A 16510-nucleotide genomic window follows, 5' to 3' on the forward strand; every position below is an offset into this window, starting at 1 on the left:
GCTGTCCGGGTAGGGCAGAGAGGGTGGCACTTGCCGCCGCGGTGACGACGAGAGGAACTCCATGACGCTGGATCCCGGGGTGTGGGGCGTGCTGGCGACGCCACTGACTGCGGACGGATCCGCGGTCGACACGGAGTCGCTGGCGCGGCAGGTCCGGCATTACGAGTCCATCGGGGCGACGGGGCTGACCGTGCTCGGTGTCTTCGGTGAGGCGGCGCGCCTGAGCCCCGTGGAGCGGCGGACGGTGGTGGAGACGGTCGTAGCCTCCTCGGCTCGGCTGCCGCTCGTCATCGGCATCAGCGCACTGAAGCTCGACGAGGTGGTGGCCGAGGCGGCCAATGTGTTGCCGGCCGTCGGGTCTCGCCTGGCCGGACTCATGGTTCAAGTGAATTCCGGCGATCCGGATGCCTTGAGCAACCATCTGAACGAGGTTGCCGAGCGCACCGAACGCCCGCTCGTGGTGCAGGACTACCCGGTGATCACCGGTATCTCGATCGCAACCGCCGACCTGATCGCCGCCGTACGCACCGTGCCGTCCGCCGTGGCCGTGAAGTCCGAGTCGTCGCCGAACCCGCCCGCGGTGGCCGAATTGGCGGCCGGACTCGACGTACCGATCTTCGGCGGGCTCGGCGGCACCTGTCTGCTCGACGAACTGGCGGTCGGCGCCGCCGGAGCGATGACCGGCTTCTCCGTGCCGGAGGGGTTGCTCGCGTGCGTGGCGGCGTACCGCTCAGGCGGTTTCGAGGCGGCGCGTGAGGTCTGGCGGGACTACCTGCCGCTGGTCAACTTCGAGTTCCAGGCCGGGATCGCGCTCGGTCTGCGCAAGCGCAGCCTCGTCTTGCGCGGGCTGATCGCGTACGACGCCGTCCGCGCGCCGGCCGCCGTACCGCCGGAGAGCATGCTGCGGTTGCTGGAGGAACACCTTCGCCGGACACCAGGAGCACTGTGACGACGGGCATCTACCGGGGACTGGTCAGCTACGGGGACCCGGAGTTCTCGCGGTTCCTGCGGCGGGCGTTCCTGCACGCCAGCGGCCGGTCACCAGAGTCGCTGGACCGTCCAGTGATCGGCATCGCCACCTCGGCCAGCGACTACAACCCTTGCCACCGGCAACAGCCGGAGCTGGTGAAGTCCGTGGCCCGCGGCATCATCGCGGCCGGCGGGCTGCCGATGGAGTTCCCGACCGTCTCGCTGGGGGAGAGCTTCCTCGAGCCGACCTCGATGGTCTACCGCAACCTGATGGCGATGGACGTCGAGGAACTCGTCCGGGCGCAGCCGATGGACGGTGTCGTCCTCGTCGGCGGCTGCGACAAGACCGTACCGGCGCAGCTGATGGGAGCGTTGTCGGCCGGGCGGCCGGCGATCCAGCTCGTCACTGGTCCGATGTCGACCGGTCGGTATCAGGGCGAGCGGTTGGGTGCGTGCACCGACTGCCGTCGCTTCTGGGCGAGCTACCGAGCCGGTGAGGTGTCGGAGGAAGAGATCGGGCGGGTGGAGCGCAACCTGGCGACGACCGCAGGCACCTGTGCGGTCATGGGGACAGCGTCGACGATGGCCTGCATCGTGGAGGCTCTGGGCATGGCTCTGCCGGACAGCGCTGCGGCTCCCGCGGTGCACGCGGACCGGCTGCGGATCGGTGAAGCGACCGGTGCCGCCGCAGTGTCTATCGCCATCGCCGGACGTACGCCGGACCAGGTCGTCACCGCTGCCTCGGTACGCAACGCGCTGCGGGTGCTGCTGGCGATCGGCGGGTCGACGAATGCCTTGATCCATTTGACCGCGATCGCCGGACGGCTCGGGCTGAGGATCGATCCGGACGAGCTGAACGAGCTGAGTGACACCACACCGGTCCTGGTGGAGCTGAAGCCGACCGGTGCCCACTACATGGAGGATCTGCACGCCTCCGGCGGACTGCCCGCCGTACTGCATGAGCTGCGGGACTTGCTGGACCTGTCTGCGCTGACGGTGACCGGGGAGACGCTGGGGGAGCGGCTGGGCGACGGACCGCCCTGGGTGGATCGGGATGTTGTGCGTCCGTTGAGCGCTCCGAGCCGGGACAAGGGCGGTCTGGTCTGGCTGAGTGGGTCGCTGGCGCCATCCGGCGCGCTGATCAAGCGGTCGGCCGCCGACCCGGCGCTCTTCGAGACGACTGGGCGTGCCGTCGTGTTCAGCTCGTTGGAGGACCTGGCGGCCCGCATCGACGACCCCGCGCTGGATGTGGAGCCCTCCGACGTGCTGGTCCTGCAGAACGCCGGACCACTCGGAGCGGGCATGCCTGAGGCCGGCTATCTGCCCATCCCGGCCAAACTCGCCCGGAGCGGTGTCCGGGACATGGTCCGGATCTCCGATGCGCGCATGAGCGGCACGGCGTACGGAACGATCGTCTTGCACGTCACCCCGGAAGCCGCCCTGGCCGGTCCGCTCGCCCTGGTCCGGACCGGCGACCAGATCCGGCTGTCCGTGTCCGAGGGCAGGCTCGACCTGCTGGTTCCGCCGGACGAGTTGGAGAAGCGCCGAGCCGATCTCCCGGCGTCCGCTCCGCCGCCCGTCACCGGCTACCGAAAGTTGTTCCGCGACCACGTTCTGGGAGCGGATCAGGGCTGCGATTTCGACTTCTCCCTGCCTGGCTCCTGAGGCCCTCGGCGGGCCGTAGTTTGCTCCTCCGCGGGCCCGTTCCGGCGGCGCCACGCGGGAGTACACCAGGCCGCGCGGGTGTTGGAACAAAGAGACGCGCGCGAGATTCCGGCGTTCTTGCAAACTGTCGGAGCAGCGATCTAGGATCGCTAGATGTAGTGGTTACACGGGTGTAATTTTCCACAGGTAGTGGTCGGTTACGCACACGTCATACACAAGTTGTCCCCAGAAAGATCCACAGGACGCCCGCTGGGCGGCCTCACGGGAGGAGTGATTCGTCGTGCACTGTCCGTATTGCCGGCACGTCGATTCCCGGGTCGTCGACAGCAGGGTGGCCGAGGACGGCGGAGCGATCCGCCGCCGCCGGCAGTGCCCGGTGTGCGAGAAGCGGTTCACCACCGTCGAGCAGATGCAGCTCACGGTCGTGAAGCGCTCCGGCGCGACCGAGCCGTTCAGCCGGGAGAAGGTCATCAACGGCGTCGGCAAGGCCTGCAAGGGCCGGCCGGTCGACGTGGACGCGCTGGCCCGGCTGGGCCAGAAGGTCGAGGACGCGCTCAAGGCGAGCGGCTCGCCGGAGGTGCCCGCGCACGAGGTCGGACTCGCGATCCTCGGGCCGCTGCGGGAGCTCGACGAGGTCGCCTACCTGCGGTTCGCGAGCGTCTACCGGCAGTTCGAGTCGGCCGACGACTTCGAGACGGAGATCGCGCTGCTGCGGGCGGAGAAGGAGCCTGAGGGCACCGAGCCGCGCCCGCTGAAGCCGACCCAGCAGACATAAATCGGGGATTTCAGCACCACCACCTGCAACACCTGGCGTTACTCAACGGGGCGGTCCCGACAGACCGCGGCAGTGCAGACACACGGCGAGGAGCAACCATGACAGAGACGGTGACCGGCCACTCGGGGTCGACCAAGAGGTCGGCGGCCGGGTTCCGTGGGCGCAAGAACGCGCCCGCGGGACTCACCATCGAGCGCATCTTCACCACCGAGGGTGCGCACCCGTACGACGAGGTGACGTGGGAGCGCCGCGACGTCGTACAGCAGAACTGGAAGACCGGTGAGACCGTCTTCGAGCAGCGCGGGGTCGAGTTCCCCGACTACTGGAGCGTGAACGCGTCCACCATCGTCACCACGAAGTACTTCCGTGGCGCGGTCGGTCACGACAACCGCGAGTGGAGCCTGCGGCAGCTGCTCGACCGGGTCGTGAAGACCTACCGCAAGGCCGGTGAGGAGCACGGGTACTTCGCCACCCCGGCCGACGCCGAGGTGTTCGAGCACGAGCTCACCTGGATGCTCCTGCACCAGTACTTCAGCTTCAACTCGCCGGTCTGGTTCAACGTCGGGACCTCGTCGCCGCAGCAGGTGTCGGCCTGCTTCATCCTCGCCGTCGACGACTCGATGGACTCGATCCTGAACTGGTACAAGGAAGAGGGCCTGATCTTCAAGGGCGGCTCCGGCGCCGGTCTGAACCTGTCCCGGATCCGTTCGTCCAAGGAGCTGCTGCAGTCCAGCGGCGGTACGGCGTCCGGCCCGGTCAGCTTCATGCGCGGCGCGGATGCGAGCGCCGGGACGATCAAGTCCGGTGGCGCCACCCGGCGCGCGGCCAAGATGGTCGTCCTCGACGTCGACCACCCCGACATCGAGGAGTTCGTCGACACCAAGATGCGCGAGGAGGAGAAGATCCGCGTCCTGCGCGACGCGGGCTTCGACATGGACCTCGGCGGTCGCGACATCACCTCGGTGCAGTACCAGAACGCCAACAACTCGGTCCGGGTCACCGACGAGTTCATGCGCGCGGTCGAGGACAAGGGTGAGTTCGGGCTGCGGGCGCGGCTGGACAACTCGGTGATCGAGACCGTCGACGCGCGGTCGCTGTTCGACAAGATCTCCCAGGCCGCGTGGGCCTGCGCCGACCCGGGTCTGCAGTACGACGACACGATCAACGACTGGCACACGACGCCGGAGACGGGCCGGATCACCGCGTCGAACCCGTGCTCGGAGTACATGCACCTGGACAACTCGTCCTGCAACCTGGCGTCGCTGAACCTGATGAAGTTCCTGCGCGACGACGACCTGTTCGACTCGGAGAAGTTCGTCAAGGCGGTCGAGCTGATCATCACCGCGATGGACATCTCGATCTGCTTCGCCGACTTCCCGACCGAGGCGATCGGCGACACCACCCGCGCTTACCGGCAGCTCGGTATCGGCTACGCGAACCTCGGTGCGTTGCTGATGGCAACGGGTCACGCGTACGACTCCGACGGTGGTCGCGCACTGGCGGGCGCTATCACCTCGCTGATGACCGGTACGTCGTACAAGCGCTCGGCCGAGCTGGCCGGCGTCGTCGGCCCGTACGACGGTTTCGAGCGGAACAAGGACGCGCACACCCGGGTGATGCGCAAGCACGCCGCGGCCAACGACGCGATCCGCAGCCTGCACGAGATCGACAAGGACGTGCACAAGCACGCCACTGCCGCGTGGGACGCCGTACTGAAGGTCGGTGGCAAGAACGGCTGGCGCAACGCGCAGGCCTCGGTGCTCGCACCGACCGGCACCATCGGCTTCATGATGGACTGCGACACCACCGGGATCGAGCCGGACTTCTCGCTGGTCAAGTTCAAGAAGCTGGTCGGCGGCGGCTCGATGCAGATCGTCAACCAGACGGTGCCGCGGGCGCTGCGTCAGTACAGCTACACCGAGGAGACGATCGAGGCGATCGTCGAGTACATCGCCGAGCACGGTCACGTGGTCGACGCTCCCGGCCTGAAGCCGGAGCACTACGAGATCTTCGACACCGCGATGGGTGAGCGGGCGATCAAGCCGATGGGCCACGTCCGGATGATGGCGGCCGCGCAGCCGTTCCTGTCCGGCGCGATCTCGAAGACGGTGAACCTGCCGGAGACCGCGACGGTCGAGGAGATTGCCGACGTCTACTTCCAGGGCTGGAAGCTCGGCCTGAAGGCGCTCGCGGTCTACCGCGACAACTGCAAGGTCGGCCAGCCGCTGGCCGACGCCAAGGCGAAGAAGGCCTCCCAGGCCGCCGCGGCCGAGACCCAGGCCGTCGCGGAGAAGATCGTCGAGAAGGTGATCGAGTACCGGCCGACCCGCAAGCGCCTGCCGAAGTCGCGGCCGTCGCGGACCACGTCGTTCAGCGTCGGTGGCGCCGAGGGGTACATGACTGCCGGCTCCTACCCGGACGACGGTCTGGGCGAGGTCTTCCTGAAGATGGGCAAGCAGGGTTCGACCCTGGCCGGGGTGATGGACGCCTTCTCGATCGCGATCTCGATCGCGCTGCAGCACGGCGTACCGCTGGAGACCTACGTCCAGAAGTTCACCAACCTGAAGTTCGAGCCGGCCGGTCTGACCGACGACCCGGACGTCCGGATGGCGCAGTCGATCATGGACTACATCTTCCGGCGCCTGGCCCTGGACTACCTGCCGTTCGACGACCGGGCCGCCCTGGGCATCTACTCCGCGGACGAGCGGTCCCGGCAGCTCGACACCGGTTCCTACGAGCCGGCCCCGGTCGAGATCTCCGAGGCCGAGTCGCTGAAGTCGGTCGAGCCGGCCGCCGAGAGCGCCGACAAGCCAGTCGTGGCGGAAGCGGCCGCGGCCAAGCCGCTCGACACCTCCGAGGTCCGCACCACCGCCGAGATGTTCGAGCTCATCACCGGCACCTCGGTCGACGCGCCGCTCTGCTTCACCTGCGGTACCAAGATGCGCCCGAGCGGCTCCTGCTACGTCTGCGAAGGCTGCGGCAGCACCTCCGGCTGCAGCTGACCCGCGAAGCGCCAGTCGCGCTGCACCACCCCAACTGAAAGCGCCACGGCCCCCGGGAACTTCCCACATTCCCCGGGGGCCGCAGCGCGTCTAGCCCCGCGGCGGCTGTGCTCGACGGTTTGGTGCCGCGAGCGCGACCGCGGACATGGCGCCGGCCAGGGCGCGGGTCTTCATCGGTCTTCCTCTGGCGGGACGGCGCTGGGTGGCGTCGCGTTCGGGTTCTCGTAGACGCCGGTGATGCTGCCGCGGTCGTTGAGGCCGAACACGATCGTGCGCGACGCGCCCGGGTAGTCGATCCGAGTGAAGGGACCGGTGGGTCCGTTCTTCAGCACGAAGCCTTGAATATCGGTGGCCGTGGGCAACGGCAGCGCATCCGTGGTGAAGCCGGCGATCTGTCCGCGATCGTTGATGTCGGTGGGGAAGGTCAGCTTCGCGTCCGGGGCGTCGAAGCGGGTGAACCGGCCGCGCTTCTCGTGGAGGAACCCGTGGCTGGCTCCGGCGCCGGAGTCGATGTAGGTTCCGGCCACCTGTCCGCGGTCGTTGAGGTCGACGAACTCGTTGGCGCTGATGCCGTCGGGCGGGTCGAAGGCGCTGTAGCGACCCTCGTGCAGGACGAAGACCGGCCCCAACGACCCCGGCGGTCGGTTCTCCGTCGCGTGTGCACGCGCACCGACAAGGGTGGCGAGGGCAAGGGTGCTGGTGGTGAGCACCGCAACCGCGGCGCGATTGCGCAGAGTCATGTCCCGTCCTTCCGAGTGTCGGGGTCGAATGCCCGGGCCTTCGCAGCGAGCCACCCCACGGATGGGGGCGAACACCAGGAGTTGCCACTTTCCCGGGGACCGCGGCGCGTTTACCGTCGAAGCTGTGGAGGGGATGGACGGTCTCCTCGCGACCGGGGCGAAGGCACTCGGCGAGGGAGACTGGAGCGCGGCACGCGCCGTGTTCGCGGAAGCGGTCGGGATCTCGGCAACGGCTCGAGGTCTGGCTGGGCTGGGTGACGCCCAGTGGTGGCTGGGCGACGTGCCCGCCGCCTTCTCCTGTTGGGAACGCGCCTACGCGCTCTACCGCCAGTCCGATCCCGCTGACGCCGTCTTCGTGGCCCTTGGCCTCAGCCTCTCGTACGACGCCAACTTCGGCGATCGGGCCGCCGCACAGGGATGGGCGGCGCGGGCCGTCCGCATCGCCTCGGAGGTTGCCGAGCCCGTACTAGTAGCGTGGGCGTCGTTGGCCCGGGCGTCGTCCGCCGACGATCCCGAGCTCGCGGCAGCTTGGTCGGAGGCGGCGTACGACGTTGCTGCCGTGGCGGAGGATCGCGATCTTGAGCTGTGCGCGCTGAGCATCTGGGGCGCGGCGCTGATCGACCTCGGACATGTGCTGGAAGGCACCGCGTTGCTGGACGAGGCTTTGGCCGGCGCGCTGGGTGGCGAGGGGGCTCGACCTGACACGGTCGTCCTCACCAGCTGTCTGCTGATGCGGTCGTGCGTTCGCGGTGCTGACTTCGTGCGCGTCGTGCAGTGGATGCGTTCGCTGGACGAGTTCATCGATCGCTACGGCTGTCCGTACCTGCACTCGACCTGCCGGGCGGCGTACGGCGCTGTCCTGGTGTCGACCGGTGACTGGCCACGCGCGGAGCACGAGCTGACCGCCGCGGCCGAGTTGTCGCGACACTCGTTGCCTGCCGTCCAGGCAGAGGCGGCGGCCTTCCTGGCCGAGCTCCGACTCGGTCAGGGCCGGGTTGCCGAGGCTCGGCGGCTCCTCGTCGGCTTCGAGGATCGCCCCGTCGTACGGCCGGTGCTGGCAGCCGTCCACCTCGCAGCCGGGGACGTGGCGATGGCTGAGTCACTCGTGCGGCGTCAGCTGGTCGACGCGAACCCGCTGGAGGCGGCCCGACTCCGTGAGGTGCTTGGCGAGGCCTGTCTCGCTCGCGGTGATGCTGCCGGCGCTGCTGTGGAGGCCGAACACCTTTCTGCTTTGGGTTCGACGACCGACAGCGGACTGATCGCTGCACGGGCTGCTCGGTTGTGCGGGCGAGCTCTACTGGCACAGGGGGAAGCCGACGCGGCGGTGCGCCGGTTGTCGGCGGCGCTGACGTGGTTCGGCCTGCTGGAGATGCCGGTCGAGGTCGCGCGGGCCCGGATGTTGCTGGCCGAGGCGCTGTGTGCCGAGGGCGGCTCAGCGGCTGCTGTGGCTGAAGCCCGGATGGCGCTCACGGTGTTCGAAGACGTCGGTGCCTCGCGCGATGCGGATGCGGCTGCAGCCTGGCTGCGGTCGGCTGGTGCGTCCGCGGCTCGTTCCGGTCCCAGAGGCCTTGGTTTGCTGACGAAACGGGAGCGGGACGTCCTCGGCGTGCTGGCTGAAGGGCTGCCCAATCCGGAGATCGCGGCACGTCTGTACATCAGTCGCCGTACCGTCGAGCATCACGTCGCCAGCATCCTGTCCAAGCTCGGCGTCCGGAACCGGACCGAGGCGGCCGCCTACCTCACCCGCCTGAAGGAATAGGCGAATTCACCGATGCTGCGCCCATCTCCCGGGGTGATGCTGCCTGTGGGAGGTGGAGACAATGCTTTTGGATACTCCGCGCGTCGAGGCTTTCGGCGTACAGATGGGCGAGGTGCTCAACCACGGCGTGCTCACGCTACTCATGAGCATCGGACATCAGGTGGGTCTCTTCGACACGATGGCGGAGCTGCCACCGGTCACGAGCCATGAACTCGCGGGAGCCGCGGGCCTGCAGGAGCGGTACGTGCGGGAGTGGCTGGGCGGGATGACGGTCGCCCGGGTGGTGGAGTACGACGCCGATCGCCGGACGTACTGGCTACCGCGGGAACATGCTGCTCTCCTGACCCGCGCTGCCGGACCGGACAACCTCGCGGGCGCGACGCAGTTCATCGCCCTGCTTGCTGGGGTGGAATCGCGGCTGGTCGAGTGCTTCCGCCACGGTGGCGGTGTTTCGTACGCGGAGTACACCGAGTTCCATCGGCTGATGGCGGAAGACAGTGGTGCCCTCTTCGACGCGGCACTGCTCGACTCGATCCTGCCGCTGGTCCCGGGACTGCCGGAGCGGCTCGTCGACGGCATCGACCTTGCCGACATCGGGTGTGGCAGCGGGCATGCCATCAACCTGATCGCCGCGGCCTATCCGCGGAGCCGGTGCGTCGGCTACGACCTCTCCGCCGAAGGCATCGCGGCTGGTCGTGCTGAGGCAGACGGGCTCGGGAACGCGGAGTTCGTCGTTCGCGATGTTGCTGACCTGGGGGAGTACGAATGCTTCGACCTTGTCACCGCCTTCGACGCGATCCATGACCAGGCGCAGCCGGCGGTGGTGCTCGCCGGTATCGCGGCGTCGCTGCGCCCCGGCGGTGTCTTCCTGATGGTCGACATCCAGGCGTCGAGCAACCTCGAGGACAACCTGGACAATCCCTTCGCGACCTTCTTGTACGGCGTCTCGACCATGCACTGCATGACCGTCTCCCTGTCCGCCGGCGGCACCGGCCTGGGCACCGTGTGGGGCCGGCAGAAGGCCTGCGAAATGCTCACCGACGCCGGCTTCGCCTCCGTAGACATCGCCCACGTCGAAGCAGACGCCTTCAACTCCTACTACCTCGCCCACAAGAACTGAGCCGTCCGGAAGCCGCCCCATGCTGCGTCGGCCTGGGGACCACCCCCATGCTGCGTCGAGTTGGGGAGCCATCCCATGCTGCGGCGGCCTGGAGAGCCGCCCATGCTGCATCGGCCTGGGGGCCGCTCGCCCGGACTGTGGCGGTCCGGGGTGGTCAGTGGCCGGAGCGGTCGGAGTCGGCGGCGGGGCGGCTGGTGCCGTCGAGGGCTGCGAGTGCGGAGAGCTCGGCGCGCGTCAGGTCGAAGTCGAAGATGTCCAGGTTGTCCGCGAGGCGGCTGGGGTTCACTGACTTGGGAATCGGTACGACGTCCTGCTGAGTCTCCCAACGCAGGACCACCTGACCAGGCGACCGCCCGTGGGCCTTGGCGATCTCCTGCACAGCCGGGTGGCTCAGCAGATCGGTCCCCTTACCCAGCGGACTCCACGCCTCGGTGACGATCCCGTGCTGCGCATGGAACTCCCGCTCCGCGGCCTTCGCCCACACCGGACTCAGTTGGACCTGATTGACCTCAGGCGCCACCCCGGTCTCGTCGATGAGCCGCGACAGGTGAGCCGGCTTGAAGTTCGACGTGCCGATCGCCCGCACCAGCCCCGCCGCACGCAACTCGATCAGCCCGCGCCACGCATCGACGTACCGGTCCTGGTCCGGGTTCGGCCAGTGGATCAGCAGCAGGTCCAGGTACTCGAGGCCCAGCTTCTCCGCGCTGGCCTCGAAGGCGGTCCGCGCGCCCTCGACGCTGTGCCACCGCTTGTTGAACTTCGACGTGACGAACACCTGATCGCGCGGCGCACCACGCAGCGCCCGCCCGACCCCGACCTCGTTGCGGTAGTTCTCCGCCGTGTCGAACAGCCGATAGCCGGCCTCGAGCGCCTGGCTGACCGCCCGTTCCGCGTCCGCGTCGTTCAGCGGTGAAGTCCCCAGACCGACCCGTGGCAGCACCGATCCATGACTCAGCGTGACACTCGGAACCTGACTCATCCTGTCCTCCTTCGGCGGCCGCTGCCCGCCACCGTACCGCCGATCACGGTCCGCTTCCGCGTCGTCTACCGGCGCACGATCGCCGTACGTCGTACGGCCCGGCCCGGGGTCGGGCAGGCCGTCTCAGCCCAGGTAAACAGGGGAGCAAACTGTCGGATCCGTGGTTCATCATGGTGCGGCGGGGAACGAAACGCTTGGGAGGGATGGGCGAATGAAGAACCGGCTGATCACCCTGGTGGATCTCGGTCTGGACAGCTCGTTCGACGCCTCGATGAGTTTCGTCCAGGGCATCACCGGCAACATCAACGCCGGCTGGGACCAGCCGGTGATCGACGTGAACTTCGTCCGCACCCGCGACCACGAGACCGCGTTCTCGGCCCTGACCACCCCATCGACGGTCCTTCATGTGATGGCACACGGTGACCACAGCGAGGAGCCGTCCTTCCTGTCGACCGACGGCAAGACCCAGGTCTCGCTGCGCTCGCTCGCGGAGTGGTTCCTGGACCGGCAGTGGGGCATTGCCAGTGGCGTCGTCATCGCCGACGGCTGCAAGACCGGCATCGGCAAGTGGCAGCGGGCCATCCGCGACTGTCTCCAGGACGACATCACCTACATCGGCACCAGCACCGTCATCGGCTGGTACGAAGCGACCGTCTTCTGTTCTGCCTTCTACGGCGCCCTGGTCCGCAACCGAGGCCTCGGCCGCACCCCTGCCGAGCAAGGCTGGGACGCCGCCAATCGGGCTATCCGCGCCTACGAAACTCTCACCGACGCCCGCTGCCCCTACAAGCCCGTGGTGCTCACCCCCTCCCGCCGAGCCCTCCGCTCCCTCACCGGCTGACTCACGCTCAGCTACCGACACGCTCCGGGCGGCTACTTTCGGTGGGGCGTGTGAAACTTTTCGTGGTCTCGCCGCGTGGCGAGATCCGTGGTCTGGGTTGCCGGTGACCTGGGTGGCGGAGGACGGGGAAGCCGTCAGGTACGCATGCGCCGACCTACTGACGTCCGCCCGACGCGGTGAAGGAACGCCACCATGAAGCTCCACCGGAATTCCCTCCTGACTGCTGCCGCGATTGTCCTGGTCCTGTACGTCGTGTCGCTCGTCGTCGGCCTCCCGAGCTGGGCCGCCGTCGTACTCACCGTGGTGTTGCTCGTGCTGCTTGCGGTGGTCTGGAAGCAGCCCGACGAACCGCGTCCCGCAGTCGCCAGGCCGACACCGGCTCCATCCGTCGTCCTGCCCGATCCAGATCCCGTCTTCTCCGGACCGCCGTCGCGCACGGTGGCCGACATACGGCTGCCGTCCGCGTCGCCTGACTTCCAGTTCAGCTTCTCGGCGGTGGTGCAGTGGTCGACCGTGCTGTCGGGCTCGCGCCACACGGATCTCGGCGCAGTCGCGGTGCACGCGTTGCTCGAGCGGGCCCGGGCTCTGACCGCGACCCAGCAGGTCACCGAAGAGTCGCTCAACCAGCACCGCCTCGCCGCCACCCTTGGTGAGCCCGCGCTGGACGAGAAGGAGCAGGTGCGCTGCTGGGCGACCGAGATCCGGCTGCGGCTGCCCGACGCCGACCAGAAGCATCTCCAGCACCTGGCGGCTCTGCACCGCCGCGAGCAGACGACTCTGCTCGAACGCCGGATGGAGCAGGACAAGCGCACGTACTTGAAGGACGATGTCTTCGCCACGCCCGGCTCGGCCGCGCTCTGGTGGCTGGTCAATCACCCCGGCGAGGTCGAGACGGCCCTCGGCCTGCTCGACACCCTCGCCGAACTGTCCGCCGCCGCCAACGACCTCCCGGCACGACGCGCGTCCGCCGACACCATCGAGCAGACCAAGCCGACCCGGGCCGAACTCGCCTTCAACTCCGCGGTCGACACCCTGGTAAAACCGGACGAATCGCACCAGCAGCCCGCGCCGCCTGACGCCGGCACACAGCCGCCGAGCGACGACGACAAACCCAGCCATGCGTCCGCCAGGTCTGCGGGACTGAACGGCTCCGCACCCAGATCGAGCAAGCAGACCCCGGCCGAGTACCGCGAGCAGTTCTTCTCGGAGTAGGCCGGTGAGGCGGGCCGGCTGCAGGGGAGGCCCACCCCACCGAGATCGGGTCCGCATGGCTACTCGTCCAGCCAGCGAATGGTGGTCGCACCGTTGTGACCATGGACGGTCAGGAGCGCGTGCACGCCGTCCGGCCAGACCGTGGTCGTGGGATAGCGGCCTCCCCAGTGCAGGGCCACCGTCCCGTCACTCCACTCGACCCCTTCGGCGACGACGCCCGTACCGCTGATGCCTGAGACGTCGATATGACGGACCAGCTGGAAGCAGCGTGGCCCGGACTTGTTCGCGACCTTCAGATGACGCCGGCGCGGGATCGTCCGCAGCAGCGTCGGGGTTCTTCCGCCGATCTCGTTCATGCCTGAAGTCAACGCGCCGGAGCCGGTCCGCACCATGAACCCAACCGGTATCCACAGGGCACAAATTGTGCACTCCGACGGTGACCCGATCGCCGTAACCTGATTGCAAGGAGTGATCGACGCGCAAGGAGCGAACCCGATGACAGTCATCGAAGAATGGACCGGCCGGCACGCGCACGCCTTGCGGACGGCGCTGCGGCTGACGAACGAGGCCTTCGCCGAGCACCTCGGCATTGCGCCCCGCACAGTCACGAAGTGGCGGGAGAGACCCGAGATCGTGCCCAGTCCCTACTTGCAGGAGGCCCTCGACACCTCACTCAAGAAAGCGCCGCCCGATGCCTTGGTCCGGTTCGAGGCCAATCTCGGCCTGGACGAGCGACGGATCCCGCTCGACCATGCCGTGCTCGACCAGCTCAACACGGCGATCGGCGACCTGGCCCGGGCCTTGGCGCGCCTGGAGTCGCCCGATCCGGAGCGATCACCGGCACACTGACCTGTGGCGGCGTACGGCGTAGCGAAGGAGCTGAGGGATGAGGCGGCGGCCGGTGAACTCGTCGAGTATCAAGTCGGTCGGCTGGTCCGACGGCACGCTCGAACTCGAGTACGTCAACGGCTACGTCTACCAGTACGACGAAGTCCCGCAACCGACGTACGCCGGTCTGCTCGCCGCACCGAGCATCGGCGCGTACGTGAACAAGCACATCAAGCCGTACTACGACTGTCGCGAAGTCTGACTCTGCGTTTCCGGTGGTCGCGCAGCGGGCACCGGAAGGGCGTTCCACACGGGGGGAGCGCCCAGCCCAGGAGGTGGACATGCGCACACGTAGAGCGTCTACGACCAGTTCCCGAACCATCACGATCATCGTTCTCGTCTGGTTGCTCATCGGCCTCGCGGCTGCGGTTCAGCGCAACTACTTCGCGGGTTCGGACGCGACGTGCGCCAAGGTGGGCACGACGCTGGTCACCATCGTCGCCGGCCCACTGAACTACATCGGCGCGAACCCGAAGATCGACTGCACCGCGCCGCAACCGTCGAGGTAGGACCGTTCGCGTCGTAGCGTTCCCTCCACGAGGCTCCGAGCCGGTTGGAGCCGAGGGGAGGGAACGTGGACGTTCTGCGCGAGGGAATCGAGGCCGATCTCGAGAAGTTCCGGGTGCCCGGCGCGAGCTGGGTGGTGATCGATGGCGGCGAGATCAAGTACACCGGGACCGCCGGCGTGATGCAGGCGGGCGAGTCTGTGCCGGTGGGTCCGGGCACCCTGTTCCAGGCGTGCTCGATCAGCAAGCCGGTCGCGGTCCTCGCGATGCTCCGGCTGGTCGACCGCGGCCTGCTGGATCTCGATGAGGATGTGAACAAACGGCTGACGTCGTGGCAGGTGCCGCCGACCGGAGATTGGCAGCCAGTCGTCACGTTGAGGCAATTGGCCAGCCATAGTGCGGGCCTCACGGTGCACGGATTCCCGGGGTACCACCACGAGGCCACGCTGCCGACGACCAGGCAGATCCTCGACGGCGTCAGCCCGACCAACACCTTCGGCGTACGGGTCGACACCGTCCCCGGGACTCAGTTCCGGTACGCCGGCGGCGGCACGATCGTCCTGCAGCAGCTACTCGAGGACGTGACCGGCACACCGTTCCGGCAGCTCGTCCGCGAGCTGGTTCTCGAACCACTGAACATGTCATCCAGCGACTACGCCCAGCCGCTGCCGCCAGAGCTGTACGAAACCGCAGCGACAGCTCACGACCAGGTCGGCCGGCCCATCGACGGACGCTGGCATGCCTACCCGGAGTTGGCCGCTGCGGGACTGTGGACGACGCCGACCGATCTCGCCAAGTTCGCCATCGGCATCCAGCAGGCCTACGCGGGAGTGGATGGTGCGGTGTTGTCGCCGGACCTCGCGCGCGAGATGCTCACGCCCCAGATCTCCGCGAGCGAGCGGATCGGTGGCCTGAGTCATCTCGGACTGGGACTGTTCCTCGACGACGTCGGACAGCGCTTCGGCCACAGCGGAGGCAACGAGGGATTCAAATGCCACCTGCTGGCGTACCGGGACACCGGACAGGGTGTGGTGGTGATGACCAACAGCGACAACGGCATGTGGCTTGTCCTGCGCGCGTTCGCTGCGGCAGCCGCGGCGTACGGCTGGGAGGGCTACCCGATGGACGTCGAGCTGCCGGACCTCCCGTCACCGGCCCTGGCTGAGCTGGCCGGTGCGTACCGGCTGGATGGCGGCCCGGCGTTCGATATCGCACTGCAGGGGAGTGGACTCGAGGTGACGTTCGAGAAGCAGAACCCGTTGCAGTTCAGCGCGCGCTCCGAGACCAGGTTCGCAGCCACCACCGCAGACACCGAGCTCGAGCTACGCGACGGCGACCTGGTCTTCATCCAGAACGACGAGGAGATCCCCTGCACCCGCACGACCTGAGTAACCGACTGTGCTCGTAGCGCTCGAAGAGAGTGTGTCGTGCCCGGGAATAGGTGCGGGAGCACTGGGGTTACAACCTTCGACTGTCCGATGTATGACCCCGGGCCTCAACCTTCGCCGCTTCGAGCGGCCACTCGCCGAGAGGCGTCTGCCGGACAGTCGCAGGACCTCGGGTGGGGGACGAGCGATCGTCTCCCACCCGACCCACCTGCCGCCCCTTGACCGGGGGTGGATGATGGGAGTCCACCACTCGCGGAGACGTGAGTGACGGCTGGGAACAGAGGGACCAGCTGGCCGTGGCCGGCGGGCATCGGAGGGGTCCAGGACCCCGATTTGCATCCGCACCGCGAATGTCAGTAATGTTCTTCTTGTTGGAGCGAGGCGCAGGACGCGAAAGCGGCCGGTCCTCCGACAAACTCCCTGAAGGTCTCGGAAGCCGAAACACGCCTCGGCGGGTTTCGGACACTGAGTCGCGCAGGGAGACTGGGACGAAAGAGGCCGATTTGACCGGCCGCGGACGAAACAGTAAAGTTTGGCGAGTTGCCCCGGAGCTTCAAACGAAAGTCTGAAGCGCGGTGTGCGCCCGATTTTTGAGAACTCAACAGCGTGCCGAAAGTCAATGCCGAAAGATGCATTATCCCCGTTCATGGGCTTCGGATGATTTTT

15 protein-coding genes are annotated in these 16510 nt (G+C 67.8%); 12 read left to right on the top strand and 3 right to left on the bottom strand.

The features are described 5' to 3' along the window. The first annotated feature begins 61 nt into the window (after positions 1–61). The 4 genes from ACIBG5_RS26655 (at position 62) to ACIBG5_RS26670 (ending at position 6411) form a co-directional block, all read left to right on the top strand. Positions 62–949 carry a dihydrodipicolinate synthase family protein gene (locus ACIBG5_RS26655; protein WP_396394150.1) on the top strand — a complete coding sequence of 296 codons (888 nt, stop codon included), beginning with the start codon at positions 62–64 and terminating at the stop codon, positions 947–949. Continuing rightward, the gene (locus tag ACIBG5_RS26660) at positions 946–2634 is read left to right on the top strand and encodes a dihydroxy-acid dehydratase (RefSeq protein WP_396394151.1); all 1689 of its coding nucleotides are present in this window, start codon (positions 946–948) and stop codon (positions 2632–2634) included. The genes ACIBG5_RS26655 and ACIBG5_RS26660 overlap by 4 nt, the downstream gene beginning before the upstream one ends. 280 nt (positions 2635–2914) lie before the next feature. Continuing rightward, positions 2915–3409: a transcriptional regulator NrdR gene (gene nrdR / locus ACIBG5_RS26665; protein ID WP_131354813.1), complete on the top strand. Its 495-nt coding sequence runs from the start codon at positions 2915–2917 to the stop codon at positions 3407–3409. A 98-nt stretch (positions 3410–3507) separates the two neighbouring features. Then, complete coding sequence (locus ACIBG5_RS26670; protein ID WP_396394152.1) at positions 3508–6411, top strand: vitamin B12-dependent ribonucleotide reductase; 2904 nt, start codon at positions 3508–3510, stop codon at positions 6409–6411. Positions 6412–6581: 170 nt separating this feature from the next. On the opposite strand, the gene ACIBG5_RS26675 is transcribed toward ACIBG5_RS26670, so the two are convergent. Then, complete coding sequence (locus ACIBG5_RS26675; RefSeq protein WP_396394153.1) at positions 6582–7151, bottom strand: hypothetical protein; 570 nt, start codon at positions 7149–7151, stop codon at positions 6582–6584. Positions 7152–7284: 133 nt separating this feature from the next. On the opposite strand from ACIBG5_RS26675, the gene ACIBG5_RS26680 reads away from it, so the two are divergent. Both ACIBG5_RS26680 and ACIBG5_RS26685 read left to right on the top strand, forming a co-directional pair. Further along, positions 7285–8910: a LuxR C-terminal-related transcriptional regulator gene (locus ACIBG5_RS26680; protein ID WP_396394175.1), complete on the top strand. Its 1626-nt coding sequence runs from the start codon at positions 7285–7287 to the stop codon at positions 8908–8910. A gap of 61 nt (positions 8911–8971) precedes the next feature. Beyond that, positions 8972–10030 (top strand): class I SAM-dependent methyltransferase, encoded by a 1059-nt coding sequence (locus tag ACIBG5_RS26685; RefSeq protein ID WP_396394154.1) that lies wholly within the window; start codon positions 8972–8974, stop codon positions 10028–10030. 154 nt (positions 10031–10184) lie between these two features. Here ACIBG5_RS26685 and ACIBG5_RS26690 read toward each other — a convergent pair whose 3' ends face one another. Beyond that, entirely contained in the window at positions 10185–11009 is an 825-nt protein-coding gene (locus tag ACIBG5_RS26690) for an aldo/keto reductase (protein WP_396394155.1), read from the bottom strand. A gap of 211 nt (positions 11010–11220) precedes the next feature. Between ACIBG5_RS26690 and ACIBG5_RS26695 the strand changes: the two genes are divergently transcribed. Then, a complete protein-coding gene (locus ACIBG5_RS26695) occupies positions 11221–11850 on the top strand; it encodes a hypothetical protein (RefSeq protein ID WP_131517650.1) in 630 nt (209 codons plus the stop codon). Positions 11851–12042: 192 nt separating this feature from the next. After that, positions 12043–13062, top strand: coding sequence for a hypothetical protein (locus tag ACIBG5_RS26700; protein ID WP_396394157.1), 1020 nt, complete (start codon positions 12043–12045; stop codon positions 13060–13062). A gap of 59 nt (positions 13063–13121) precedes the next feature. Here ACIBG5_RS26700 and ACIBG5_RS26705 read toward each other — a convergent pair whose 3' ends face one another. After that, positions 13122–13418 (bottom strand): hypothetical protein, encoded by a 297-nt coding sequence (locus ACIBG5_RS26705; RefSeq protein ID WP_396394158.1) that lies wholly within the window; start codon positions 13416–13418, stop codon positions 13122–13124. A gap of 139 nt (positions 13419–13557) precedes the next feature. On the opposite strand from ACIBG5_RS26705, the gene ACIBG5_RS26710 reads away from it, so the two are divergent. From ACIBG5_RS26710 to ACIBG5_RS26725, 4 genes are all read left to right on the top strand, one after another. Continuing rightward, positions 13558–13911 (top strand): XRE family transcriptional regulator, encoded by a 354-nt coding sequence (locus tag ACIBG5_RS26710; protein WP_393397205.1) that lies wholly within the window; start codon positions 13558–13560, stop codon positions 13909–13911. Between the two features lie 37 nt (positions 13912–13948). Next, positions 13949–14152, top strand: a complete 204-nt coding sequence (locus tag ACIBG5_RS26715; protein WP_360452080.1) for a KTSC domain-containing protein — start codon at positions 13949–13951, stop codon at positions 14150–14152. 79 nt (positions 14153–14231) lie between these two features. Continuing rightward, complete coding sequence (locus ACIBG5_RS26720; protein WP_360452078.1) at positions 14232–14459, top strand: hypothetical protein; 228 nt, start codon at positions 14232–14234, stop codon at positions 14457–14459. 65 nt (positions 14460–14524) lie between these two features. Further along, positions 14525–15844 (top strand): serine hydrolase domain-containing protein, encoded by a 1320-nt coding sequence (locus ACIBG5_RS26725; RefSeq protein WP_396394160.1) that lies wholly within the window; start codon positions 14525–14527, stop codon positions 15842–15844. Positions 15845–16510 lie beyond the last annotated feature (666 nt).

This window comes from Kribbella sp. NPDC050241 (genome assembly GCF_044459685.1).
Lineage (GTDB): Bacteria > Actinomycetota > Actinomycetes > Propionibacteriales > Kribbellaceae > Kribbella.

Coding starts and splice junctions, on each gene's coding strand:
- ACIBG5_RS26655 (WP_396394150.1), top strand. CDS start 62: ATGACGCTGGATCCCGGGGTGTGGGGCGTGCTGGCGACGCCACTGACT.
- ACIBG5_RS26670 (WP_396394152.1), top strand. CDS start 3,508: ATGACAGAGACGGTGACCGGCCACTCGGGGTCGACCAAGAGGTCGGCG.
- ACIBG5_RS26675 (WP_396394153.1), bottom strand. CDS start 7,151: ATGACTCTGCGCAATCGCGCCGCGGTTGCGGTGCTCACCACCAGCACC.
- ACIBG5_RS26680 (WP_396394175.1), top strand. CDS start 7,285: ATGGACGGTCTCCTCGCGACCGGGGCGAAGGCACTCGGCGAGGGAGAC.
- ACIBG5_RS26685 (WP_396394154.1), top strand. CDS start 8,972: ATGCTTTTGGATACTCCGCGCGTCGAGGCTTTCGGCGTACAGATGGGC.
- ACIBG5_RS26690 (WP_396394155.1), bottom strand. CDS start 11,009: ATGAGTCAGGTTCCGAGTGTCACGCTGAGTCATGGATCGGTGCTGCCA.
- ACIBG5_RS26695 (WP_131517650.1), top strand. CDS start 11,221: ATGAAGAACCGGCTGATCACCCTGGTGGATCTCGGTCTGGACAGCTCG.
- ACIBG5_RS26700 (WP_396394157.1), top strand. CDS start 12,043: ATGAAGCTCCACCGGAATTCCCTCCTGACTGCTGCCGCGATTGTCCTG.
- ACIBG5_RS26705 (WP_396394158.1), bottom strand. CDS start 13,418: ATGAACGAGATCGGCGGAAGAACCCCGACGCTGCTGCGGACGATCCCG.
- ACIBG5_RS26710 (WP_393397205.1), top strand. CDS start 13,558: ATGACAGTCATCGAAGAATGGACCGGCCGGCACGCGCACGCCTTGCGG.
- ACIBG5_RS26715 (WP_360452080.1), top strand. CDS start 13,949: ATGAGGCGGCGGCCGGTGAACTCGTCGAGTATCAAGTCGGTCGGCTGG.
- ACIBG5_RS26720 (WP_360452078.1), top strand. CDS start 14,232: ATGCGCACACGTAGAGCGTCTACGACCAGTTCCCGAACCATCACGATC.